The 25,201-nt window shown below is 56.6% G+C and carries 19 protein-coding genes; 9 read left to right on the forward strand and 10 right to left on the reverse strand.

Translation table 11 applies throughout. The annotated features are described in order from the left end of the window. Positions 1 to 22: 22 nt before the first annotated feature. The 5 genes from CDO73_RS10065 to CDO73_RS10085 form a co-directional block, all read right to left on the reverse strand. Positions 23 to 1,420 (reverse strand): aldehyde dehydrogenase family protein, encoded by a 1,398-nt coding sequence (locus tag CDO73_RS10065; protein ID WP_088488391.1) that lies wholly within the window; start codon positions 1,418 to 1,420, stop codon positions 23 to 25. Continuing rightward, positions 1,407 to 2,915, reverse strand: a complete 1,509-nt coding sequence (locus CDO73_RS10070) for a phytoene desaturase family protein (protein ID WP_088488392.1) — start codon at positions 2,913 to 2,915, stop codon at positions 1,407 to 1,409. The genes CDO73_RS10065 and CDO73_RS10070 overlap by 14 nt, the downstream gene beginning before the upstream one ends. Before the next feature lie 38 nt (positions 2,916 to 2,953). After that, complete coding sequence (locus CDO73_RS10075) at positions 2,954 to 3,853, reverse strand: alpha/beta hydrolase (RefSeq protein WP_256972642.1); 900 nt, start codon at positions 3,851 to 3,853, stop codon at positions 2,954 to 2,956. 194 nt (positions 3,854 to 4,047) lie between these two features. Continuing rightward, positions 4,048 to 4,881: a 1,4-dihydroxy-6-naphtoate synthase gene (locus CDO73_RS10080; protein WP_088488393.1), complete on the reverse strand. Its 834-nt coding sequence runs from the start codon at positions 4,879 to 4,881 to the stop codon at positions 4,048 to 4,050. Next, entirely contained in the window at positions 4,878 to 5,594 is a 717-nt protein-coding gene (locus CDO73_RS10085) for a futalosine hydrolase (RefSeq protein ID WP_088488394.1), read from the reverse strand. Before CDO73_RS10085 ends, CDO73_RS10080 begins: the two co-directional genes overlap by 4 nt. A 181-nt stretch (positions 5,595 to 5,775) precedes the next feature. Here CDO73_RS10085 and CDO73_RS10090 point away from each other — a divergent pair, with 181 nt between their 5' ends. Both CDO73_RS10090 and CDO73_RS10095 read left to right on the forward strand, forming a co-directional pair. Further along, positions 5,776 to 6,330 (forward strand): mismatch-specific DNA-glycosylase, encoded by a 555-nt coding sequence (locus CDO73_RS10090; RefSeq protein ID WP_088488395.1) that lies wholly within the window; start codon positions 5,776 to 5,778, stop codon positions 6,328 to 6,330. A gap of 124 nt (positions 6,331 to 6,454) precedes the next feature. Continuing rightward, complete coding sequence (locus CDO73_RS10095; protein ID WP_088488396.1) at positions 6,455 to 8,887, forward strand: EAL domain-containing protein; 2,433 nt, start codon at positions 6,455 to 6,457, stop codon at positions 8,885 to 8,887. Between the two features lie 168 nt (positions 8,888 to 9,055). Here CDO73_RS10095 and CDO73_RS10100 read toward each other — a convergent pair whose 3' ends face one another. Continuing rightward, positions 9,056 to 9,361, reverse strand: a complete 306-nt coding sequence (locus CDO73_RS10100) for a hypothetical protein (RefSeq protein ID WP_088488397.1) — start codon at positions 9,359 to 9,361, stop codon at positions 9,056 to 9,058. Positions 9,362 to 9,883: 522 nt separating this feature from the next. Here CDO73_RS10100 and CDO73_RS10105 point away from each other — a divergent pair. Both CDO73_RS10105 and CDO73_RS10110 read left to right on the forward strand, forming a co-directional pair. Continuing rightward, positions 9,884 to 11,068, forward strand: a complete 1,185-nt coding sequence (locus CDO73_RS10105; RefSeq protein ID WP_256972643.1) for a polysaccharide deacetylase family protein — start codon at positions 9,884 to 9,886, stop codon at positions 11,066 to 11,068. A gap of 491 nt (positions 11,069 to 11,559) precedes the next feature. After that, positions 11,560 to 12,750, forward strand: coding sequence for a methyl-accepting chemotaxis protein (locus CDO73_RS10110; RefSeq protein ID WP_306437524.1), 1,191 nt, complete (start codon positions 11,560 to 11,562; stop codon positions 12,748 to 12,750). A gap of 164 nt (positions 12,751 to 12,914) precedes the next feature. Here CDO73_RS10110 and CDO73_RS10115 read toward each other — a convergent pair whose 3' ends face one another. Continuing rightward, positions 12,915 to 13,835 (reverse strand): AEC family transporter, encoded by a 921-nt coding sequence (locus tag CDO73_RS10115; RefSeq protein ID WP_088488400.1) that lies wholly within the window; start codon positions 13,833 to 13,835, stop codon positions 12,915 to 12,917. Positions 13,836 to 14,079: 244 nt separating this feature from the next. Between CDO73_RS10115 and CDO73_RS10120 the strand changes: the two genes are divergently transcribed. Together CDO73_RS10120 and CDO73_RS10125 are read left to right on the forward strand one after the other, a co-directional pair. Next, complete coding sequence (locus CDO73_RS10120; RefSeq protein ID WP_088488401.1) at positions 14,080 to 14,568, forward strand: hypothetical protein; 489 nt, start codon at positions 14,080 to 14,082, stop codon at positions 14,566 to 14,568. Positions 14,569 to 14,794: 226 nt separating this feature from the next. Beyond that, complete coding sequence (locus CDO73_RS10125) at positions 14,795 to 15,586, forward strand: DUF4261 domain-containing protein (RefSeq protein WP_088488402.1); 792 nt, start codon at positions 14,795 to 14,797, stop codon at positions 15,584 to 15,586. Between the two features lie 84 nt (positions 15,587 to 15,670). On the opposite strand, the gene CDO73_RS10130 is transcribed toward CDO73_RS10125, so the two are convergent. From CDO73_RS10130 to CDO73_RS10140, 3 genes are all read right to left on the reverse strand, one after another. After that, the gene (locus CDO73_RS10130) at positions 15,671 to 16,240 is read right to left on the reverse strand and encodes a TetR/AcrR family transcriptional regulator (protein ID WP_088488403.1); all 570 of its coding nucleotides are present in this window, start codon (positions 16,238 to 16,240) and stop codon (positions 15,671 to 15,673) included. A 233-nt stretch (positions 16,241 to 16,473) separates the two neighbouring features. Beyond that, positions 16,474 to 18,246, reverse strand: coding sequence for a carboxylesterase family protein (locus tag CDO73_RS10135; RefSeq protein WP_088488404.1), 1,773 nt, complete (start codon positions 18,244 to 18,246; stop codon positions 16,474 to 16,476). Positions 18,247 to 18,482: 236 nt separating this feature from the next. Next, positions 18,483 to 19,514: a PocR ligand-binding domain-containing protein gene (locus CDO73_RS10140; RefSeq protein WP_088488405.1), complete on the reverse strand. Its 1,032-nt coding sequence runs from the start codon at positions 19,512 to 19,514 to the stop codon at positions 18,483 to 18,485. Between the two features lie 293 nt (positions 19,515 to 19,807). On the opposite strand from CDO73_RS10140, the gene CDO73_RS10145 reads away from it, so the two are divergent. The 3 genes from CDO73_RS10145 (at position 19,808) to CDO73_RS10155 (ending at position 25,196) form a co-directional block, all read left to right on the forward strand. After that, positions 19,808 to 20,944, forward strand: coding sequence for a glycerol dehydrogenase (locus tag CDO73_RS10145; protein ID WP_088488406.1), 1,137 nt, complete (start codon positions 19,808 to 19,810; stop codon positions 20,942 to 20,944). 46 nt (positions 20,945 to 20,990) lie between these two features. Next, entirely contained in the window at positions 20,991 to 22,751 is a 1,761-nt protein-coding gene (gene dhaK, locus CDO73_RS10150) for a dihydroxyacetone kinase subunit DhaK (protein ID WP_088488407.1), read from the forward strand. A gap of 315 nt (positions 22,752 to 23,066) precedes the next feature. Next, on the forward strand, positions 23,067 to 25,196 hold the full coding sequence (locus CDO73_RS10155; protein WP_088488408.1) for an alpha/beta hydrolase family protein: 2,130 nt from the start codon (positions 23,067 to 23,069) through the stop codon (positions 25,194 to 25,196). Positions 25,197 to 25,201 lie beyond the last annotated feature (5 nt).

The raw sequence follows: 25,201 nt of genomic DNA on the forward strand, positions 1-25,201 counted from the left end.
ATAAGCCGGGTCGTCAACCGGATCATAACAGCCGCTTTCTCAACTTCTTCAACGCGTTCAGGTTCCGGTCGGAATAAGGCGGAAATTTGCCCGGAAAGCGCAGGTAATGATAAGTGCGGACATTCGTTTTCTCGTAGCTGAAAGCCAGAAAGCCGGCTCGGCCGTGATAAGCGCCGTATCCGCTTCGGCCCACGCCGCCGAACGCGATATGGGGGCTCGCGGCATGATGGATCACTTGATTGACGCTGACGGTGGAAGAACGCATATAATCGTCGAACCGTTGTATTCGCTGTTTGTTCGTGCTGAACAGGTATCCGGTGAGCGCATCGCGCTGAAGATCGCCGCCGGACAACAAAGTCTCGAAATCGGCATAGGGAACGACCGGGAGGACCGGACCGAAAATTTCTTCTTCCGAGACCGGGCTTCCCGGCCGAATATCCGTCAACACGGTCGGCGCGACAAACCGGTCGGACCGGTCATGCTGGCCGCCGAAACGGATCGTACCTTGTCCAAGCAGATCGACCATTTTATCGAAATGGGCGTCGGTGCAGATTCGGCCGTAATCCGGGCTTGCCTGCGGCCGCTCGCCGTAGAACGCGGACAGCGCGGCGGCAATCTCGCTCAGCGTCTGCTCGTAAACGGACTCATGCACGAACAGCGTATCCGGCGCGATGCAGGTCTGCCCGGCATTCAGGAACTTGCCCCAGACGATGTCCCGGACGGCGGCGCTCGAAAAGCCCGTTTCGTCCAGAATGCACGGATTTTTCCCGCCGAGTTCGAGAATCGTCGGCGTCAGCCGTTTGGCGGCCTGATCGGCGACAAGTCGGCCCGTTCGGGTACTGCCCGTGAAGAAGATCAAGTCGAAAGGGGCCGAAGTCAATCGGCTCGCAACCTGCGCATCTCCGTTCACGACGAGCAGCTGGTCCCGCGGAAACGCTTGATTGATGATTTCTTCGAGCAGCCCGGCCGATGCCGGCGCGTATTCGGACGGTTTGATCACGCAGGAATTGCCGCCGGCGATGGCGCCGATCACGGGCATCAGCGTAAGCTGGACCGGGTAATTCCACGAACCGATGATCAGCACGCTGCCGTAAGGCTGTCTTTTTTTGCGAAACACTTCGATCACGCCCAATTTGAGGTGCCTTGACCTTCGAGGGCGGTTCCATCCGGCGAGATGCTTGCAGACGTAATCGATTTCGTTCAACAGAACGGCGATCTCGGACGAAAAAGATTCGAACGCGGGTTTTCCGAGATCGGCGTGCAAAGCGTCGGCCAGATCTTTTTCGCGCTCCGTCAAAAGGCGTTTCAGCTTCAAAAGCTGCTTTTTGCGCATCTCGCTCGAAGGGATTCCTTGCTCGAACCGTTCTTCCCGCTGCTTTTGCGACAATATGTCCAGAAAATCAAGGTCAGCGTCGGGCATGGGAACGGTCTCTTTGCACGATCTTTTTGCTGACGAGCTGTCCGCTGAGCGTGACCATCGGCATGCCGCCGCCCGGATTCACGGTTCCGCCCACGAAATACAGATTGTTGTAGAGTTCGCTTTGCTTGGCATGCTTGAACCCTTTGTTTTTCTTGCGGTCCGACAGCGTTCCGTAAATGGCGCCGCGGTCCGATCCGTACGTGTTGCGGATATCTTCGGGGGTCCACATGTCTTTGGTGACAATATTTTCCCGCAGATCGTGCAAGCCCATTTTCTCCAATTTGATCAGGACGCGCTCGGCAAACTGCTCGTATTCCTGCCGGCTGATCGGTTTCTGATCTTGGATATACGGAATATGCGGCAGCACTTTGATATTCTCGTGGCCTTCCGGGGCCTGCGAAGGATCGGTTTTGTTGACGTTGACCAGATAAATCACCGGATCGTTCGGCAGCTTGTGATCATGGAAAATGGACTGCATCTGCTGCTTCATGTTTTTCGCGAAAAAGAAATTATGATGGCGAAGCTGCGGATACGTTTTTTTCACGCCCAGATGCAGAACGAGACCGGAACTGGCCGGTTCGAATTTTTGTTTCAATTTGTCCACGAAGCGGCTGTCTTCTTGCAGCAGTCGTTCGTACACCGGAATGACTTCCATATTCGACACGTAATAATCCGCGGTCAGCCGGGTTCCGTCTGCCAACCAAGCGCCCGTGATCGCGTTCTTCTTTTTTTCGAGCTTGGCGACCGGCGTCCCGAAATGGAAAACGACGCCTTCTTCTTGGGCCAGCTTCACCAAACCGTCCGCCAACTTATTGAGCCCGCCGGGTACGTACCACAGGCCTTGGTCATGCTGCATATAGATCATCATGTTCAAGACGGCCGGCGCGTCGTAAGGCGACGAACCCACGTATTTGATAAAGTAGGACAGCATATCGCGCAGCTGCTTATTGCTGATCCGTTTGTCGATGCCTTCGTGAACGGTCGAAAACAGATCGAAATTTTTCAACGCGCCGAGCAGGCTGGTATGCTTCATGATTTCTTTGGTCGAATCCACGCCGTGCTTGAAATACGTCTGATCCGTCATCTCGTAGATCTTTTTGGAATAATCCAGCAGCTTCCGATACTCGCGCATGTCTTTCGCGCTCAACGACGGATTGTTCTCGCCCATTTGCTTGAGGTCTTCGTACAAGTCGATCACGTTTCCGTCCGGGAAAAAGGAGCGCCATTGATGGTCCAGCTTCTCGATCCGCACGTAGTCTTTCATGGATTTCCCGCTGGCTTTGAACAGATCTTCGAATACCCGGGGCATCGTCAGAATGGAGGGACCCAAGTCGAAACCGAAACCGTCCTGATCCAACCGGTTCAGTTTGCCTCCGATATGATTGTTTTTCTCGTACAAAGAGACGGCGTAACCTGCCTGCGCCAGCGAGATCGCGGCCGACAGCCCTCCCAGTCCGCCTCCGATTACTACTACGCTTTTGTTTGTCGTGTTCACTTGTCGGGGGTCTCCTTCCCATGAAACGAAAATGTCGTTCATTGTTGCGCCGAGCAGGCCGGCAGTTCGACCGTTTCTCGGATGCGGCGCGCGATCAAGGCCCAAGCTTCTTCCGCTTTTTCTTTCGGACCGAGATGGGTGAACGAGTGTTTGCAGCCCTCGAACACTTTCGCTTCGACCTTCGCGCCGGCCGCTCTCAATTTCTCCGCGTAAACTTCCGCTTCCGGCCTGAACGCGTCAAGCCCCGCGATCAAGATCAGAGCGGGCGCCAATCGGTCGCTGACCGTCGCGTAAACGGGAGAAGCGAGAGGGTTCTCCGCTTGGCCTTTTTTCGGGACGTAGCACAGGTTCAAAAAATGGGCGACTTGCGGATAGCGGGCCCGCAGCATGTCCGGTTCCGGTTTGTTCGAATACGGAGTGGCAAAATCGAGCATCGGACCGTTCAGCACTTGAAGCAGGGGTTGAGCCTCGCCTTTTTCTTCCAGATAAAGACAAAGCGCAGCAGCCAGATTCGCGCCGGAGCTTTGCCCGCCGATCACGATCCGTTCCGGATCGAGATTCAAGCCGTCGGCATTGTTCTGGATCCACCGGAAAATCTCGTACAGCTGTTCGATCGGCTTCGGAAAAGGATACTCCGGCGCTTTGGCGTAATCGACGTTCGCGACGACGCAGCCGGTCCGATTGGCCAGATAACGGCAGTACGGATCGTCCATCTCTTTGTCGTGCATGATGAACGCTCCCCCGTGGAGATTGATGTACAACGGGAATTTTTTCTGCGCGGCTTCCGAAGGATAGTACAAGGCGATATCCGCGGTCTTCACGGAGGTCTCGATCCGCAGTTCTTTTTTTTCGGTCACCGGTTCGGAATCGAGCATAGGCGTCTTCAAAGCTTGATTGGGCAGAAGACGAAGGAGCTTTGCGGCCATCAGAGTGAGCAATAGGGTAACCTCGCTTTTTACCGTTTGACTTGAATCGAGCTGTATGTATGCTTACTCAATAATTATCATTACCCGAAAAAGCGGGCCGCGCGTCTTCTTTTATCGCGAACCGAATAAAAAAACAGGATGCCTGCGCAGGCATCCTGTTTTCGCGTCCGTTTTTTGCGGAAGACGGACAACTTTTCGTCGCGCGACTAAAAGTCCAACAGCTTCTCGTCGAACTCCGGTACGAGTCCTTCTTTCGCCGCGCGAACCAGCAGCGAGCGTACGGCAGCGTAGCCGTCTTGGCCGAGATCGGCGGTGAATTCGTTGACGTAGAGCGCGATATGCGAATCGGCGACGGCGGGGTCCATCTCCTGCGCGTGCTCCAATACGTAATCGCGCGAAGCTTCGGGATGCTTCCAAGCGTATTCGACCGAAGCGCGAATCCATTCGGCGACCGGCTTCGGATCGACCGCGCCGCGTTTGGCGATGATCGCGCCGAGCGGGATCGGCAGGCCGGTATCGCTTTCCCACCAATCGCCCATATCGGCGAGCTTATGCAGACCGTAATTCTGATACGTGAACCGGGCTTCGTGGATCACGAGTCCGGCGTCGATCTCGCCGCTTTGCACGGCCGGCATGATCTTGTCGAACGGCATGACGACCACTTCGCCGATGCCGCCGGGAATGGTCTGCGCCGCCCAGAGGCGGAACAGCAGATAAGCGGTCGAGCGTTCGCTCGGCACGGCGATGCGTTTGCCAGACAGGTCCGCGGGCGCAGCCGCGTCCCGGGTCAAGACGAGCGGACCGCAGCCGCGTCCGAGCGCGCCGCCGCAAGGAATCAGCGTATAGTCGTCCAATACCCACGGCAGAGCGGCGTAAGAGATCTTCATGATCTCCGGGCCTTCGCCCGCGGCCGCCCAATTGTTGGTGATATCGATATCGGCGTAAGTCACTTCGAACTCCGGCGCGCCTTCGATCAGGCCGTGAGCCAGAGCATGGAATACGAACGTGTCGTTGGGACACGGGGAATAAGCGATCTTCAAGCGTAGAACACCTCCGGTAAAATTGAGCTTGCTTCGCGAAGCGCGATCAGCGCTTCGCCGATCTTCCAAGCGGCGCGGTCTCGGGGGCCGACCGCGTTGGAGATCCCGCGCAGTTCCAGCGCGGGCACCCCGAACTGCCGGGCGGCTTCCGCCACGCCGAAGCCTTCCATGCCTTCGGCCGCCGCGCCGGGCACGCGCGCGGCCAGCGCCTGCGCGCCCGCAAGCGTGCCGGTCGTCGTGGCGACCGTCAGCACCGGCGCAAGGCGCGTTTCCAAGCCGGCGCTTCGCAGCGCGCCGGCGAGCGAGGCCGAGACATCCGGCTCGGCCTCGATCACGGACGAGCCGAAGCCCAGCTCGTCCACGGAGATAAAGCCGTCCGGGCTGTCCGAGCCCAGATCGGCCGCAACCATGCGGCTCGCCACGACCAGCGAGCCGATCGGAGCGACGCCGGCGAAGCCTCCGGCGATGCCCGCGCTGACGACGCGGGCATAATTCCCGCGCGCGAGCGCGGCGGCCGTTCCCGCCGCCGCCGCGGCGACGCCGACGCCTGCGGCGATCACGTCGAAGCGTTCGTCGCCGTCGATTCCGGCAAGCACCGCTTCGCGTTCGGCCTCGACGGCGGTGACGATCAGAGTGCGAGCGGAGGAAAGCGAACGCCCTCCGCTCGCGCTCGTATCGGCGGAATCATAAAATCGAAGATTAAGCTGGTGCATAGGATCGACTCCTTGCTATGATAGGTGAGTTCGAACGGACAAATATTGGACACAATCCATAGGTAACGTTACTGCTAAACCCGCCTCTTGTAAAGCGCGGCGCCCGCTTGAAGCGACCTTACGCGCATTCGCTGCCGCCGCGCCCGGCGAAAACGAAAAAGGAAAGGAGGCGAAATCGCTTATGCCGGAGATCGCCGACCATTTGGACCGCGGACTGTCCGTGCTGTTCATCGGATTCAACCCGAGCTTGCGTTCGGGCGAGACCGGACACCATTACGCCAATCCGCGCAATAACTTCTGGCGGATCCTCGAAGAATCCGGTCTGACCCCGCGGCGGTATTCGCCCGAAGAAGACGGCGAACTGCTGAAGCTGGGCTACGGGTTTACGAATATCGTCGCTCGCCCGACCCGCGGCGTGGAAGACATCGCGCGCGAAGAATACCGCGAAGGCCGGCGGATTCTGCAGCGCAAGCTGAAGGAATACCTGCCTAAGGTCGCCTGCTACGTAGGCAAAGGCGTCTACGCCGAATTCACCGGCCGCAGAAAGTCCGATTGGGGATTCCAAGCGGAATCGGCCGTCGACGGCGTGATCGATTTCGTCGCTCCGTCGTCCAGCGGCCTTGTACGCATGCCGATGCGGGAGATCGTAAGCATCTATACGCAGCTTCGTTATTACCTCGAAGACGAGGCGCAGCCGGGCGGCGCGGAAAGCCGACTCCCGATCGACCGCCTTTGAGCCTTCGACGGGTTCGTTTTGCTGCTGCAAGAACCGGGCGGAAATGCCGATATATCTGTTATCTCCATGAACATGTACACACAATGCCGCAATTTGCGGTTCCGAAAAGGGAAAGGGGGAGAGCATGGAAACCGTACAGGGAACTTACAATCTAGGACTGGTGGTCGTTTCCTGCATCATCTCGGTGCTCGCTTCGTATGCAGCTTTGAACTTGGCGGGCCGAATTCATACGGCGCGCGGCAAACTGCGCTCTTTTTGGTTAGCCGGGGGCGCGGTATCGATGGGCCTGGGAATCTGGTCGATGCACTTCGTCGGCATGTTGGCGCTCAAGCTGCCTATGCAGATGACATACAGCATTCCGCTCGTCTTATTGTCCATGATCATTCCGATCGTGGTCTCGTTCATCGCGTTATGGACCGTCACGCGCAAGAAATTAACGCTTAGGGCGCTGTTGATCGGCGGCTTGCTGCTCGCTTCCGGCGTCGTCGACATGCATTATACGGGGATGGCCGCGATGGCGATGAAGATCACTTACGATCCGAGACTGGTCGCGCTCTCCGTGCTTATCGCCGTTACCGCTTCGTTGGCCGCGCTCGCTTTAATGAGAGAACTGCGTCAGGAAGGCCGCCATATTCTGATCAAACTGGCCAGCGCCGTCATTATGGGAACGGCCATCGCCGGCATGCATTATACCGGAATGGCGGCGGCGAGCTTCCATATCCATGAGCATAATCTTGCCGCCATGAGCGCGAATCAGGTCAATACCGAGAGCCTGGCATTGATCATCGCGCTGAGCAGCCTGCTGCTGATCGGCTTTACGATCTACGGCGCGTTCATGAACAGCCGTCTGAATTTGAAAGACAAGATGATTCGCAGACAAGAGAAATGGTATCGCGCCTTGTACGAGAACAACGCCGACGGCATTCTTTCCATCGATACCGCAGGCTTGATTACCGACATGAATCCCGCGCTGCTGGAATTGACCGGTTCCAGGCGCGAAGACTTTATCGGCAAGCCGATCATGGCGATTCAACGCTTTTTCGAACCCGCGGTCTACCGGGAAATACGCAATCAACACGCGAGCGCTCGCGAAGGTTCCTCCATCGCTTACGAGACGCGGATCAAGCATCCCGACGGACAGTCGATTCATCTGAGCGTGGTCAGCATTCCCGTCAGTCTCGACGGCGAAGCGACAGGGTCCCATATCATCGTAAGAGACATTACCGAGCAGAAGCAAAATCAAGCCACGGTCGAACATCTCGCGTACCACGACGAATTGACCAGCTTGCCGAACCGCAGGCAATTCAACAGCCTTGTGGAAGAACGGATTCGCGGCGCCCAAGGCACGAAGCGGCTGGCCGTCATGGTCATGGACATCGACCGTTTCAAGATGATCAACGATTCGCTCGGACATGCTTACGGCGACGCGTTTTTGCAGAAAGTCAGCCAGCGCATCGGCGAAGTCATTCGCCCGGAAAAAGTGACCTTGTCTCGCATGGGAGGCGACGAATTCGCGCTGCTCTATCATTCGTTCGACTCGGACGAAGAGGTCGAGCAGTTGGCGCAGCGCATCGTATCGGTCATTCAGGTTCCGTATACGCTGAAAGACAGCGACTTCTACGTCAGTGCCAGCATCGGCATCGCCGTTTATCCGGAACACGGAGAAGACCGGGACGAATTGATCAAGAACGCCGATTCGGCGATGTACGAAGTGAAGCGCGGCGGCAAGAACGGCTATCGCTTCTATTCGGCCGAACTCGACGAGGAACTGCTGTTCAAGATCGAGATCGAAGCCGACCTGCACCGGGCGATCGACCGCGGCGAGTTGGAAGTGCATTATCAACCTCAGTACCGGATGCCGGGCAGCCTATTGATCGGCATGGAGGCGCTGCTGCGCTGGAACCACCCGGTTCGGGGCATGATTCCGCCGGGCCGTTTCATTCCGATCGCCGAAGAAAGCGGCCAGATCATGGAGATCGGACGTTGGGTGCTGCGAGAAGCCTGCCGTCAGGCCAAAGCGTGGCATGACGAAGGACAGCCGAAGGTTCCCGTATCCGTCAATCTCTCGACCCAACAGTTCCATCAACCCGATCTGGAGTTCGAAATCGAACGGATCTTGGTCGAAACGGGATTGGACCCGGAATATTTGGAGCTCGAGATCACGGAGAGCATGATGCTGGACCCGACGATCTCGATCGCGATCATGGATCGTCTAAGCCGGCTGGGCATTCGCCTCAGCTTGGACGACTTCGGGACCGGCTACAGTTCGCTCAGCTATCTGAGCATGCTGCCGATCAGCCGCTTGAAGATCGATCGTTCTTTCGTGATGAGGCTCGAAGAGAGCGGCAACGAAAGAGCGATCGTCACGACCATTATCGCGATGGCTAAAAGCTTGGGGCTGGACGTGATCGCGGAAGGCATCGAGACGGAGAAGCAGCTCGATATTCTGACCAGTCAGCGCTGTTTGGATTTTCAAGGTTACTATTTCGGCCGTCCCGTGCCGCCGGACGATCTTTTCCCGGACGAAAGACAGCCTGTTACCGAACGCGGAGCCTAATAAGGTTTCGCGTTTTTTTGGCGCGCCGATCCGCAGTGCGAGCGTCGTCCCGTTTCCCCTTCGTCGCCGGATCGCGCAGACGCGAAAAACCAAAAAGACCTGCTCCGTCGATTCTCGGAGGTCAGGTCTTTTTGATATTGCGCAAAATTCGGAGCGGGGAGTCGGTCATTAGCCGATAACGCCGTCTTTATAATTTTTCGTCCAGTTCTTGTCGCCGGTATGAATAACGTCTTGAACCGTTTTTTCCAATGTATCCAGCAGGTCCGCTTTGATCTGGGAGATGGTATCGAAATAAACGCGTTCTTCGTTACCGTTGATCTTTTCTCCGTAGATCGCGAGAGCGGCGTTTTCGCAGCGATGTTTTTCGACCAACTGATCGATAGAAAGAAGAGCGTGTTCGACATAGGACGAAATACTCTTGTGTTCTTTCGGGAGTTGGCTTTTCAGTTGTTGTACACGGTTTTGGGAATGCATGATGGTCACCTCTTTGTTGAATGTAAATTTACAATATCACATTTTCACAAAAAATTCATTAATTTTTCCTTAAAGTTTTATAACCTGAACATTTTCAAGGGTTATAAGGCTGAAAAATAAGGAAAACCATTCTTTGTGAGCCTGCGAGAAATCTTGATCTTATCGATTCCGACGTTGTGAGAGAGGCTAGAAGTGTCTAACTTGTGTCGTTGAATAATATTTCGGACGATCGTTTTCATTTGTTTATAGCTTTTCGACCATGTTGCTAAATAAATTTTCGGGACTAATGGCCTAAAAGATCCCTCGAGATTAAAAACGCGAAAAATTGCGGATTTTCTAATATTCTGTAACCTTTTTTAACCCCCGTGTAAAGACATTTCGACTGCCGAATCCCTATACTGGGACACAGGAGTTGGAGCCGGGCATCAAGAAGGACCCGCATGAAAATTCCGTAGAATCCGGACAGGCGTCCTCATGGAAGCGAAGCGAGCAGAGCCGCCGGAAAACAACGGAGGTAGCGAGATGAAACAAAAGGATGGACAGCGTATCTGGAGACGGGGAGGACTGGCTCTGTTGGCCATGGCGTTGGTACTGGCCATGCTGCCGTACAAACAGGCGGCGGCGGCAGCCGTTCAGAAACTTCCGATCGGATACAACGACGAGTTGACGAACATCAAAGCCGAACAAAGCGGAGACGCGTTATATGTGCCTCTGCGCGAGATCGCGCAAAAGCTTCATCTCGAAGTCGGCGGCACGGCGGACAAGATCGTGGTCTCGGGCAGCAAACACAGCGTGGTCATTCTGCCGGCCAAACAATCCGCGGTCAGCGGCAAAAAGACGTCTTCTCTGAAGACTTACGCCAGCGAAGGACGCACGATGGTTCCGGTATCGCTGTTTAAAGGCGTATTCAATTTCGGAATCGCTTATGATGCCAGCGTTCCGGTGATTCGCATCACGAGCGGCAAGCAGAAGCTGAGTTTGCAGAGTTTCGTCGAGCAGAATCGCGCGGCGCTCTCCGCCAACGCGAACGGAGGCAAGACCGGACAGAAGCCGCAAGCTCCGTCGAAACCGCAATCGCCGAAGCCGGCGTCGTCCAAACCGATCTATCTGACTTTCGACGACGGACCGACCGCGCATACCAACGAACTGCTCGATATCCTCGATCAGTACGGCGCGCACGGCACGTTCTTCATGCTCGGGCCCGGAATCTCGGCTTATCCGAAATCCGTCAAGCGTCTGGTCGATTCCGGCAACTCCGCGGGACTGCACGGGATGACGCACGTCAAAAGCAAATTCTACGCATCTCCGGCATCCGCATTGAAGGAAATGACACAGGATAACGACGCGCTGTACAAAGCGACGGGAACCCGTACGAGCTTGATTCGCACCCCTTACGGCAGCAAGCCTTATTTCACGCAAAAGTATCGGGACAAAGTCTTGGCGGCAGGATTCCATCTGTGGGACTGGAACGTCGACTCGGAAGATTGGAAGTATAAGAGCGACCATCAGAAAGTGATCGACAGCATCTTGAAGCAGGTCGATCAACAAGAGAAAGAAGGCATCGTTCCGGTGGTGCTGATGCACGATCAGAAAGCGACGCTGAAGGTGCTTCCGCAGGTGCTGAAGACGCTCAAAGCCGAAGGGTATACGTTCGAAGTGATTCAGCAGAATTCGAAACCGGTCAATTTCTGGCACGACAAACGTTAAAGGTTAGAAAAATTAGGTCTTTTCTTGAAGAAAAGGCCTTTTTTTATTGCTTAAAGGGGTTCAATATACCCGGATAATGTGGGATAATCGTCTCTAGTCGCACAAAGAAAGCGGGCTACTTCGACTATAGGCGCGCAAGGGGCGCGTAAGAAAGGAGAAAGCGGGACTGCAAGGTCGTTCGCTCGAAGAAAATATAAAATTTTTGTTTTTATTCATTGAAGCGTTTACAAGTTCGATAATAGAAAAGCAGAGCGTGCCGCGCATCGCGGACGGGAGGGTCGTTCCGGGGGGAACGTTCGTTTCGGCAGCCAATGCGAATCGCATGTCCTGCGGCCGCGAACGGACAGGCGGTTGCCGTGCTGTCGGACGCCTATCAAGCATCTAGATTGAAGAGTTGGGGGAAGCTGCGGATGAAATTGAATTTGGGGACCAAAATGGTTGCGGGTTTTGTGTTGATTTCCGGCGTTACGTATGCGACAAGCGCATTTTGCTTGTTCTTTCTTAAAGATTATATCGCCCGTTCGATGTCGGAATGGCTGTACACCTCGATCGTGCTGCTGCTCGGCGTCATGTGGAGCGGCATTCTCGGATGGCTGGTATCGAGATTGTTGACCCGTCCGATCGTGCGTCTGGCCAAAGCCGCCCGCGAAGTATCCGCGGGCAATCTGGCAATCGAACTGCCTACGCGCAAAACGCAGGACGAGATTGCCGCATTGAACGATTCTTTCGCGCAGATGGTGGGCAGCCTGCGCGGCATGGTCGAAGACATCGCTTCCGGAGCCGGCGTGACTTCCGAGAACGTGAAGATGATGAGCGCCGCGATTACCGAAGCGGCCGAACAGATCGAAGAGATCTCCGGCGGCGTGGATCGGATCTACGAAGGCGTCGAACGCCAGCAGCAGTCGACGGAGAGCTCCCGCCATAATGCGGACGAGATGCGTCAAGCTTTCCACGGCATGAAGAACAGTTCGGAAGAGATGATCGCTTTATCCGGCGGGATGGAAGATTCGGTACGCATGACCCGAGACATCTTCGTGGCGCTGCGCGAAGGCATGGGCGAGTTGGCCGCCTCCAGCGCTCGTTCGCAGGAGATGGTCGGGCATCTGGAACGAGAAGCCGCGGATATCGAAGCCATCAACGGTTCGATCCGCGATATTGCCGAGCAGACGCATCTGCTCGCTTTGAACGCTTCGATCGAAGCGGCTCGCGCCGGCGAACACGGTATGGGCTTCGCGGTCGTGGCTCACGAGATCCGCAAGCTCTCGGAACAGAGCGCGAATTCGGTCGGTCAGATCGGCGATCTGATCCGGCGGATTCAAGAACAGGTGCAGGCGACCGTGCTGCATATCGAGCAGCAGAGCGAGCGCGTGACGCGCGAAGAGCGTCATACGGGAGCGGTCGAAGAAACGCTTGAACGTCTGGATACGGCAGTCGGCAGTATGGTCGGTTCCGTTCGCGGCATCGAGACGATGATCTTCGAGCAGACCGATCGCGTGGATCAGGCTCATCGTCATGCCGGCGAGATCAGCAGCCGTGCCGTCTCGTTCGCCGAAGAAGCCAAACGCATCGCCGCTTCGATCCACGAAGAAACGGCGATCATGGAAGAGTTGTCCACGTCGTCGGAAGAGTTGAATCGCATGACCTTGCGTTTGCTCGACAAGACGACCGCTTTCCGGGTATAGCAGAGACCGAAGCATACGGATTCGATAACAAACGATCATCGCAAATATCCCGCAGCGCCGGAAGATCGAATTCCGATGGCCCGCTGCGGGATATTTGTTTTCTGTAGAGCAGACCGCTTCATTATAACGAGCGATCCGCTCAAGGTCTGTGAAGGATGTCTCAATCATAATCCCTGCGCTACGGTGATCAGAATCGTCACGGTCACGATATTGAGCAGGGTGGAGACCAATACCGTTTGCGCCGCGAAGTCCGGTTCATTGCGGTATTCTTCGGCCAAGATCGACGAGTTGACGCCGGTCGGCATGCCGGAGGCGATCAGCAGGGCTTGAGCGGGCAGTCCTTTCATGCCGAGGATCAGAATGATGAGATACCCGATAACCGGGGCGATGATCAAACGCAGAATCATGCTGAAGTACACGTCCATTCGGCCTAATCGCAGCGGGTATTTGACGATCTGCGCGCCCAAAGTCAGCAGGGCCACGGCGACCATCGAGTTCTGGATATAGCCCAGCGGCTGCGTCACGAAATTCGGCAGCGGCACGGCGAATACGTGGAACAGAAAGCCCAACACCAGCGCGTACGGGACGGGCATCTTCATAAAACCGATCAAGACGCTGCGGTAATTCCCGCTGAGCCGCGCGCCTTGAATCGAGATGACGCCGTAGGTGAAGGTCAGAAGGCTCTGGAACGACATGATCAGCGCTTGAATGGAGGCGGCGAGCGGCGCGCCCGCGAACACGAGCTGATTGATCGGCAGACCGTAGTTGCCCGAGTTGTCCAGCAGCACGCTGTTGGTGAACGCCGCTTTCATGCCGCTGGGATACCGGAGCGAACGCGTCAGCGCGAAGCAGAAGATATACAAGACCCCGACATACAAGCCGTAAAAAAGAGCCACTCCGCCGAGCAGTTCCATCGAAATGTTCGAGCGGTACAGGCTCATGAACACGACCGCGGGCGTAATATAATAGAAGTTGATCTTGGACAGCGTATACAGGTCGAGTCGGAACAATCGCTGCATCAGCGAACCGGCGATAATCAGCACGAACACGGGCAGCACGACGTCAAGCAGGATCTGAACAATCATGGGGCTTCAGCTTCTTTCGATCGGGTTTTCGCCCGTCTCGCGAGCGAATCGAGTCCCATTATATCATCAATAGGACCGAAGGCGACCAAGAACCTTGCCGGAGCCGAGGAATCGGCCTTCTGTACAAGCGGCAAAGCTTGCGGTAAAGTGAAAAGAACAGCATTCGATCGGCAGGAAGGTTCCGTCTCGTTTTCAATTCCTTCTAAGTCGATGAGTCAAATGAGGTTATGAGAGGAGAATGACAATGAACCCAAAAAATGAAGCGACCCGCACCGCGCAAGGCGTCGAGTCCGGAGAACGCGTCAGACTGTCCCAATGGGACGCGATCGTGCTAGAGAGCGTCCGCGCGCTCGGGCTGAATGGAGAAGAGCTGCTGAATCGTGCGGCGTCGGGCGATCTGCCCAGCGCGGAAGGGTCGGTCGTCACGGATTTCGGCCCGCTGGCGACGCTGCAACAAGAACAACCCGAAGTGTTGAAACAGGCCGTCGACCAAGGATATCGCATCAAATATAATACGCTCGGAGGCATCCATACTTGGATTCGGATCGTATTCGGACGGGAATCGGAAGTCGAACGCGGCGAAGGCATCGAAGGCGTGAGCGTAGAATTGACCGCCGAAGAGCGAGACCGGATCGCGCCGGTATTGTCGATCGGTTGGACGATCCGGAAGCAGGAAGGAGACGCTTCGGAAGCCGGAACGGCTCTTTACCGGATCGTACCGATGCGGAGTTGAGACCTGCGACCCTAGACTTTTGGTTATTAACCGGCGGCGTTTTTTTCTGCTTCCTGCGACGCAGACTCTGATTCCCGGTACCCGTTCGCGTTTTTCTTTTCCCGATTATGCGGCCGTTCATTGAGTCCCTGGCAGGAGTTATGCCGCTCGAGGCTAAATTTTGTCGAATAAGGGGTAATAAAATGAACGCATTTACATAATTTATAACAGAAAAGGAGACGTGAAGATGGAATTGTTCGAACGTCCCGGAGAGGAGCGGGCACGGCGGACGCGGGAAACCCGGCCTTCGCCGAACGGGCAAACGTTATCGGGATTCGTGCTTCTTCGCGAAGCGGAATGCGACTTCCCGCGTTTTATCCGCAATATGAAGAACGACTGGAATATCGAGATCCGGGCGCTGCCGGAAGAAGATCGGTTAGTGTTCGAAGCCGGCGGACTTCGCATAGATTGTTCGCTGGTGCGGACTCCCGTACCGGGAGCGGAAGTGGAAGAACGCTGCGGCGTGAATCCGCTCTGGCCGGAAGCGGCCCGATCGATCGGCGGATACCGGGCGCACGTGGTCGTGCGGGTCTCGAACGTCATCGAGCCGATCGTCGGTCACGTGCTGTTTACGCAAGTGTTGTGCAGCATGTTGAAGCAGGAAGGCGCGCTGGCGCTGTACATGTCCCCGATGGTCATGTCGGCCGAAGCGTACGTCAAGAACGCGATGCTGCTCAAAGAACACGAGCTGCCTGTACAATTGTGGGTATACGTCGGTTTGTACGAAGAAAGCGAAGGCGTATCGTCTTATACGGTAGGTCTGCGGAATTTCGGTCATGAAGAGATCGAAGTTCTGCGTTCTCCGCATGAACTGACCGAAGTGTTCGAGCTGACCTTCAATATCGCGGGGTATATTGTGGATTTCGGCGCGACGCTCAAAGACGGCGAAACGATCGGATTTTCCCCCGATCAGCGCCTGCCGTTGAATCTGTCGAGCGGCGTCGCGGTCGAAGGGCAGTCGATCAAGATCGGCTATTGAGCGCAGAATCGAAGAAGGCATGAGCCTATCGTATCGTTTTAGCCTGTCGAAGGAACTCCTTCGGCGGGCTTTTCGACATTCGGATCAAACAGCTGAAATTTGCGTCTTCGCAAATAAGCTCTCGGCGATCGCGACGAGTTCGCGTGCGGCCGTATCGGGATCTTCGGTTTCTGCCAGCGCCGTCGCGCCTTCGATCAGCAGGCATAACCGCAGCGCTTCTTTCGGAGAACGCCTGAGGTCCGAATTCTGCACGAACTCGCGGAGCTTCCTTTTATGGCCGTTCGCCAATTCGACGATCGGATGGTCGGGCTTCGAAGCATACTCTTCTTTGGCTCGCAGGAACAAGCAGCCTTGGTACGAATTGTCGGTCAGCCAATGGGCATGCGCGATCGCGATCCGCACGAACGGGGAATCGGGATACTCGCCGTTTTCCTCGAGATAGGTATCGAAAAACGTAAGATGCTCCATATAACGCTCTTCGCGACGTTTCAACACTTCCGCCGCCAATTCGTCTTTGGAAGCAAAATGATTGTACAGCGTCATCAGCGCAACACCCGATTCGCTGACGATTTTTTTCAATCCGATCGAATGAAAGCCGTGGTTATCGAACAACGTTTCGGCCATATGAAGCAGGTCTTCTTTTTTTTCGCTCAATGCGCACCTCCGTCAATAGATAGAACGATCAATCTATTTATACCGAGAAAATTCCGCAAGTTCAAAAGCAACATAACAGGTCGTCCAAAGGCTTGGTCAACAGTGCGTACGTCCGAACGGTAGAACGTATCGCCAAACGAAAATACGACTTGCGAAGAGAAGAAAAGATAAGAGAAGAGAAGAAAAGCCGCCGGAGAAGTTCCCGGCGGCCGTACGGGACGAGCTTTCGAGCTTTACGGCTTCGCCCACAGCGAAGGATTGCCGAAGCTCTGATCGAGCTTGCCGCTGAACCAGCGGCCGCTCAGCACTTTCGAGATCAGCTCGGCTTTGTCGGCTTCGGAGATCGTGCGGTCGGCGCGCATCGCGGCCAATACCTGATCGTAAGTGAATTCCGGCGAAGACAGGTAAGAGATCGCTTTGCGGCGGTTGGCGTCGAGGAACAGCATGGATTCGCCGTTCAGAGCCGTCTGCGGCGTCCATGCGTTCCACTGCGTCAATCCCGCGCCGTTCGGATCGCCGTTATGCACGAAGTTCGAGATGTATTTGCGGAAGACTCGGCCCAGATCGACGGCGCCCGGCAGATCGTAGGCGCTGCCGACGACCGTGTCGTAATTGGCGTTGTCCGGCGACAGCAGCGGAACGAACACCCCGTGGAACGCGCCGAGCGGGCTCATGGCGCTTCCGGCCACATATGCGTCTTCGCCGAAGTTGATCTGCATGCCGTAAATGTCTGCTTTGTAGCGATCGTACATTTTCTGAGCGGAATCCTGCACGTTGAACAAGCTGTACAGCTCGCCGCCGTATTTGTTGATAAAATTGTATTTGGCGATCACGTTCGCGTCCGTGTTGATCGAATTATCGGCGATATTTTTCGCGAAATACGAATCGAAGCGGCCGAACAGCGAGAACTCGTCGGCGCCCGTCAGCATAAGCAGCGGCACGTCGTTATAGTTCTTTGTATCGAAGCCTTCTTTCGGCAGAACCGTTCCGTCTCCGTACAGATGCGGGAAGACGCTCATGCGGATACCGGCGTTGCTCATCAGCGGAGCCAGCTTCTCGGCCGGGATCGAATAGAGGTAATCGCGTACGTCGGAACCGGTCGTGAGCAGCCATGCCTCCGCTTCTTTTTCGGTCGCTTTTTTGCCGTCGGCGACCGCGAGCGGAGCGATCGCTTTGGCGAACGTAACCGCGCTGGCGTCCGGATCGGAGACTGTCATGCCCCCGCTGAACGAGATCGCTTTGTCGAATTTGCCTTCGAAGATCGGAGAGACCAGCATCGCCATCACGTCGCGTCCGCCTGCGGAGAAGCCCGCTACGGTCACGTTATCCGCGTCGCCGCCGAACTGTTCGATGTTGGATCTGACCCAATCCAGCGATTTGGCGATATCCAGCAGCGCGTAGTTGCCGGAATTTTCTTCGGCGGAACCGGTCTTCAGCGCCGGAAGCGGATTGAAGCCGAGCGGTCCCAGACGGTAATTGACGGACACGAAGATCGCGTTCGTATCGTTGACCATCGAGCTTCCGGTGATTTCGGTCGACTTGCCGGTCTGGTTGTTGCCGCCGTGTATGTAGACGATGACCGGAAGTTTGGTTTCGGCGTTATCGGGACGGTAAATATCCAGATTCAGCGCGTCTTCCGTGCCGACGGTCGTTTTGCCCGACGCTTGAATCGCGACGCTGCCCGGTTTGGTCGCGTCCAGCGCGCCTGTCCACGGCTTCGGATCGGCCGGCGCTTTCCAGCGCTGCTTGCCGGAAGTCGGCGCGGCATACGGAATGCCCTGCCAGACGAGCGCGCGATTCGCGTCGTCGCGGAAGCCTTGCACCTGCCCGAACGCTGTCGTTTGCAGCGTTTGCGCGTCGAACGCGCCGGATCGGACAGCGCTTTGCGCGGACTGCGCCGCGGCGGCTTCGGCCGCGATCGCGTTTTGCGGAACGTTGTAAGCGCTTAGCAATCCGATCGCGAGCGTAGAAGCGAAGAGCAGCGATCCCCATTTTTTCGGTTTCATCAAGAACCCCTCCTTGAGTTTGAACGATGCGCGGCAGGAGACGACCCTGTGCCAGAGCATAAAAAAAACCTAAACCGATGCGCGAGGCATCAGCTTAGGTTACGCCCGAAAAAAGGTCACGTTCCTGTTCGCAGTCGTAGTCTAACACAAGATTGTAAGCGTTTCAAATCCTTTTTTGCGAAATCGCTTTAGAGCGGAAAAGACTTCCAAACAAAGCCTTTTATTGCCGTTTTCCGTTACGATTTATAGTATTTGCGGTACACGGCCGGCGTGATTTCTTCGTATTTTTTGAACGTTTTGATAAAATAGCCCGGTTCGTTGAAGCCCAATTCGCCGCTGATTTGCGCGATCGGCATGTCCGTTTTTTCCAGCAGGCGTTTGGCCCATTTGATCTTCAGGCGCGCGGTATAACCCGAATAGCTTTCTCCGGTCTCCCGCGCGAACAAACGGCTGAAATAGCTGGGGCTGATATGGCACAGCTCCGCCATTTTTTTGAGCGGCACGGACTCGCTTTTATGCGCGTGCAGGTAATCGAAAGCCGGCTTCAGCACCGGATTGGAGGAACGCTCCCGATCTTCGTCTTCGCCGTTCGGAGAACCGCCCGCAAGGATATGGGTCATCTCTTTGCGCACGCTCTCCAAGTTCTGGAGCGTATAGCCCGGCAGAATATCCGACAGACGCGGCGAAGCGCCGGTGGCGGCCGCTTTTTCGAACATTTCCGCGATCAGGTTCTTGTTCGTCGCTTCTTCCACGATATAGCTGCACAGCAGCGAGAGCATGTCGGAGATCTTGACGATTTCCTGATACGACATCACGGGCAGATCCGCGTAATGGTCTTTGAGTTTTTCCCATTTTTCGCTGTACAGCTTCTTGTTCTTCGAGGTCAGGATCTGCTCCAACTCGGCGGAACCGGAAGGATCGGACAGACGGACTTGGCCCGCCATGACCGCGCCGATATACTTGTCGTCGATGATGACCGGCACCGCGATATCGATGATATTGTAATGGCAGAGATAGATGTACGGTTTATTCGAACGGACCGCTTCGAGCCCGCCGCGGGAATCGCATTTCTGGCAGTAAGGCAGCAGGTCTTCGTCCTGCCGTACCATTTTGCAGAACGATTGGCAGCCGCTGTGTCCGGTGACGGCGTTGCCTTTGTAATCGACGGTCAATATCGCCAGCTTGGTGACGGAGGCGAGGGAATCTTGAAGGCGTTCCCATTTTTGCAGGTCGAAAACTTTCTGAATACTGAGATGTTCGCCGATCACGAAGGATTCCTTCTTTCGAAAATGGGATTTTGATTGCTAGTTATGGCGCAATGATGCTGCAATTTCGAAGTTCGGCTTATGTAAGCGATGACAAAAAGATGCCATTTATACAGCGGAGGACATCAAATTACGATTGCAGATTATAATATATTGCTTTAAAAGTCCACTGTAAACCTAAAATTTGTGGATTATCATGAAGGAAAGCACGGCCAAGACACACAACCGACACTTTTATCGACCACTCGCCATCCGGTAACGGCCGGCTATCATTTTATAAAACGGAGGGAATTATCATGAGAAAAGCTTTTATCAGCCCGTCGAAATACGTGCAAGGAGAAAACGAACTGCTGAATCTGGGTTACTTCGTCGGCTCGTTCGGCAAATCCGCTCTGCTGATCGCGCATCCGGACGATGCGGCTCGCGTGAAGGACAAGTTGGATGCGACTTCGGAAAAGTTCGGAGTGACGTTCGTTGAGAGCGGTTTCATGGGCGAATGTTCGCGTCAGGAAGTCGCGCGTCTGGAACAGATCGCGGCGGACAACAACTGCGACTGCATCGTCGGACTGGGCGGAGGCAAAGCGATCGACGCGGCCAAATGCGTAGCCAAAGGCGAGGCGCTGATCATCTGCCCGACGATCGCCGCGACCGACGCGCCGACCAGCCACTCGGCCGTTCTGTACACGCCGGAAGGCGCGTTCGACGACTACGCTTACTTCAAGCAAAGCCCGAGCGTGGTGCTGGTCGACACGACCGTGATCGCCAACGCGCCGACGAGATTCCTCGTTTCCGGCATGGGCGACGCTTTGTCGACTTACTTCGAAGCCCGCGCGACCGCGCGTTCGTACTCGAGAGTCAACGCGGGTCTGCCGAGCGGCGTACGCGAAGGATTGACTGCTCCGGCATTCGGCACGAACGCGGCGATGGCGCTGGCGACGCTGTGCTACGAAATGCTGCTGCGCGACGGCATCAAAGCGAAAGCGGCTTGCGACGCGAACGTGGTGACTCAAGCGCTGGAAAACATCGTCGAAACGAACATCCTGCTGTCGGGACTCGGCTTCGAAAGCGGCGGTCTGGCGGCGGCTCACGCAATCCACGACGGATTGACCGCGCTGGAAGGCACGCACCATTACTTCCATGGGGAAAAAGTCGCGTTCGGCACGATCGCGCAGTTGGTTCTGGAAAACGCGCCGACCGAAGAACTGAACCAAGTGATGGATTTCTGCCTTGCCGTCGGCCTGCCGGTCTGCCTGGCGGATATCGGCGTCGAGTCGATGACCGCTCAAGAACTGCAAGAAGTCGCGGAAAAAGCCTGCATCCCGGAAGAATCGATTCACGCTATGCCTTTCCCGGTTACGGTAGAACAAGTGGCGGCAGCCGTTCAAGCAGCCGACCGGATCGGCAGCGCGTACAAAGCATCGAAAGGGCTGTAAGTCCAAGCCGCGGTTCGTCCGCGGACAAGACAGGAGGAATATCGTTTTGAAAAAAGTCATCAACAAACCGGAAGATCTGGTCATGGAAATGTGCAGCGGGCTCGTCCTTGCGCACCCCGAACTGGAATTCATGCAGAAATACAAAGTCATCAAGAAAAAAGACCTGAACGCCAGCAAAGTGACCCTGATCAGCGGAGGAGGCAGCGGCCACGAACCGGCGCACGCCGGCTTCGTCGGCAAAGGGATGCTCGACGCGGCCGTCTGCGGCGACGTGTTCGCTTCGCCTTCGCAGATTCAGGTGTACCAAGCGATCAAAGCGACCGCAAGCGAAAAAGGCACGCTGCTGATCATCAAAAACTACAGCGGCGACATGATGAACTTCAAAAACGCCGCCCATCTGGCAAGCGAAGACGGCATCGAAGTCGATTACGTCCGCGTGGACGACGATATCGCGGTCGAAGACAGCCTCTATACCGTCGGACGCCGCGGCGTGGCGGGCACGGTGCTCGTGCATAAGATCGCGGGCGCCGCGGCCGAAGAAGGCCGCAGCTTGGCGGAAGTGAAAGCGGCGGCCGAGAAAGCCGCGGCCAACGTGCGCAGCATCGGCTTCGCGCTGACGTCCTGCACGGTGCCGGCCAAAGGCACGCCGACGTTCAAGCTCGGCGAAGACGAGATCGAATACGGCGTCGGCATCCACGGCGAGCCGGGCATCCGCCGCGAGAAGATGGTGACGGCCGACGAACTGGCGGCGCATACCGTCTCCGACCTGATCCGCGACATGAAGCTCCAAGGCGGCGACGGCGAAGAGATCGCCCTGCTGGTCAACGGCTTCGGCGCGACTCCGCTGCAAGAACTGTATCTGTTCAATCACGCGGTTACGCGCGAGCTGACGGAGAAGAACGTCAAGATCAACCGCACGTTCGTCGGCAACTACATGACGAGCATCGACATGGCGGGCATCTCGGTCACGTTCATGAAATTGGACGACGAGTTGAAAGCTCTGCTGTCGAGCGAGAGCGATACGCCGGCGTTCAAAGTGTCCGGACCGGTCGTGCAGCCAGCTTACGAAGAACTGCGCCGCTCCGGCGCGGAAGACCTCCCGGCTTCTTTCAAAGTCGAGACGCCGGAAGAATACGCGCAAGTATCGGGCGACAAGATTACCCGCGACAATATGGTCTACCTGATCGACAAGATGAGCGAAGTCATCATCGAGAACGAGATTCCGTTCTGCGATCTCGATTCGCACGCGGGCGACGGCGACTTCGGCATGAGCGTCGCCAAAGGCTTCAAGCAGCTCAAGCGCGAATGGAAAGACATTCTCGCCCACGACGATCAATCGATCGGCGGCTTCCTGCACGAGTGCTCGCTCGTGATCATGGAATACTGCGGCGGCGCTTCCGGCCCGATCTGGGGTTCCGCGTTCCGCGCGGCCGGACGTTCGGCCGGAGAGAAGACGGAACTGAACGTCTCCGAGTTCGCGGAGCTGATGCAGGCCGCGGTGGCCGGCATCCAATCGACCGGCGAGCGGTCGTTCGGCCGCGGGGCGGTCGTCGGCGACAAGACGCTGATCGACGCGCTGGTACCGTGCGCGGATTCGTGGACGGCGAGCGCGGCTGCCGGAGACGACGTCAAGACGGCGTTCGCCAAAGGCGCGGAAGCGGCCGCGGCCGGCGCGAAGAAGACGGAGGAGATCGTGGCGCGGATGGGCCGCGCGGGTACGGTCGGCGAACGCAGCATCGGGTATCCGGATGCGGGCGCGCACGCGCTCGGCGTGATCTTCGCGGCGCTGTCGGACAGCTTGAAGTAAGTTGAGTTTCGAAGCATCGAGACGGTCTAGGTTCGGGATGCCGCTGTAGGCGGCACCCGGTCTTCGGCCTTAAGCCATCGGCAGGAAACGGCAGGCGGAACGAAATCGGCTGACCGGCTTTTTGCCCTGCGCGAATGATCGCGGAAGCGGCGTTCCGATAACGGATTCGCCCTCCGCGCGGCAAGCTTCTTCCCCCGGCATAAGCCGGGGAAGGGAGCTTTTATGCGAAGTGACGGTTCAAATTTTCTTATCTTTATTTTGAACATTTCTTATTTCCATGATACTGATGCGACATCGTCGCGGGGAGACACAAGCGTGAAAACCTTATCCAACCTGTTCAAGAAGCCGGCCGGCCTGCTGGCTCTGTCCCTGGTGTTGATCGTAGTCGGCAGTTTGCTGGCCGGCATGTTCAATACCTCTTTCTACAAAGTGAACGTCAAAGAAATTTCGTTCAAAGCCGATCACGGCACGCTGCACGGCCTGCTCTATATGCCGAAAGGCGCCGGCCCCGAAGATCCCCGCCCGGTCATCGTGACCACGCACGGTTATCTCAATACCAAAGAAATGCAGGACGCGCCGGCGATCGAGATGTCGAGACGCGGCTACATCGTTCTGGCGCTGGATATGTACGACCACGGCGATTCCCGTTGGGACGGCGATATCAAGGTCGGCGAACAGTTCTCGACGTTCTGGATCTACTCCCAATTCGACGCGGCCAAATACATGTATCAACAGCCGTACACGAAAAAAGACGACAAAGGCAACGCGTACCTCGCGGTCAGCGGACACTCGATGGGCGGCTTCTCCACGCTGCTCGCCATGTACATGGACGAGATGAACTCGCTTCAAGCCGGTTACCGGATGATCTACACCGGCATCTCGGTCGGCTCCGACTATTCGTACGCCGCGGCCGTCGCGCCGCAGGACCAACTCACGGCCGCTTACGGCAGCCGCATGGTCGGCATGGTCGCGGGCCATTACGACGAATTTTTCTTCAACAAATCGGACGAAGAGAAGACCGCCGCGGAAAAAGCGATCGTCGGCACGGTCATGCACAAAGACTTCGCCAAAACGCTGTCGGGCCGCGCGTTCCTCGGACTCGGCGCGGACAGCTCCGAACAGGCGCAGCAGGGCAAATATTACACCGTCGATTCCGGCGAAGTGAAAGTGAAAGATCAAGTCGTGCGTCCTTCGCAGACGGGCGAACGGATCATCTACACGCCGAACCAGACGCACCCGTGGAACCATTTCTCCCCGGAAACGACGGGTTACCTGATCGATTTCTACACTCATGCGTTCCAAGGCGTCACGGCGCCTAGCCAAGTCGACGCCAATTTGTCTTCCGGCAATCAGATCTGGTGGCTCAAAGAAGCGTTCAACTTCGTCGCCATGATCGGCTTCTTCCTGCTGATCGTACCGATGTCGGCGCTGCTGCTTCGTCTGCCGTTCTTGAAGCAGGCCGTGACGAACGTCACCGCTCCGCTCGCCAAGCCGCTCGGAGGCGGACAGAAAGCCGCTTATTGGATCGCGGTCGTGTTCAGCGCGTTGATCCCGGCGATTCTGTTCCCGACCCTGATGGACAAGCAGCCCGGCGGTCTGCATACGCTGACGATCATCGCCATCGTTCTGCTGGCTTTGTCGGTCGTCGCGGCCGTGATCGGCTTCGCGCGCTCCGGCAGCTCGCCGGCTATGCGCCACGTCGGAATCGGCGGCTTGATTCTGGCGGTCGTATCCGCGGTCATGTGGGTGCTGTTCGCCAAAGCGGAAGGCATCGCGCCGCTCAGTCCGTTCTTCAACGAACCGACGACCAACCAGATCGTCTACTGGGCGCTCGTGTCCGCTTCGATCACGGCGTTCATCACGTTCGCGTTCTACTACTTCAATAAGAAACATTCGGGAGCAAGCTTCGCCGATTACGGCATCAGCTTGAAGCCTTCCGCCATTCTCGCGAGCCTGTGCACGGCGGTCATCGCCGTCGTCGTCGGCTACCTGCTGCTGTTCGCGGTGCAGGCGATCTTCGGCACGGACTTCCGGATCTGGACGTTCGCGGTCCGCACGTTCACGTTGGAGCATTTCGTAACGGCGCTGCGCTACATGCCGCTGTTCCTGATCTACTACTTCGTCAGCGCGGTCGCGCTGAACGCCGATACGCGTTCCCGCAAAGGCGGCTACTGGCTCGCGATCTTCCTGAACGTGGGCGGTCTGATCATCTGGCTGATCGCGCAGTACGGTCTGGACTTCGCTCGCGGCGTCGCGCTGTACCCGGCCCAAGCGCTCAACGGCATCCTGTTGTTCGCGCTCGTACCGGTGCTGATCATCGCCGCGATCTATGCGCGCAAGCTGTTCGAGAAAACGAACAACGTCTGGCTGCCGGCTTTCGTGAACACGATCTTGTTCACGATGGTGACGGTCGCCAACACGGTCATGTTCTGGAATCTCGTATAAACATT

The sequence above is a fragment of the Saccharibacillus sp. O23 genome, from assembly GCF_002205895.1.
Lineage (GTDB): Bacteria > Bacillota > Bacilli > Paenibacillales > Paenibacillaceae > Saccharibacillus.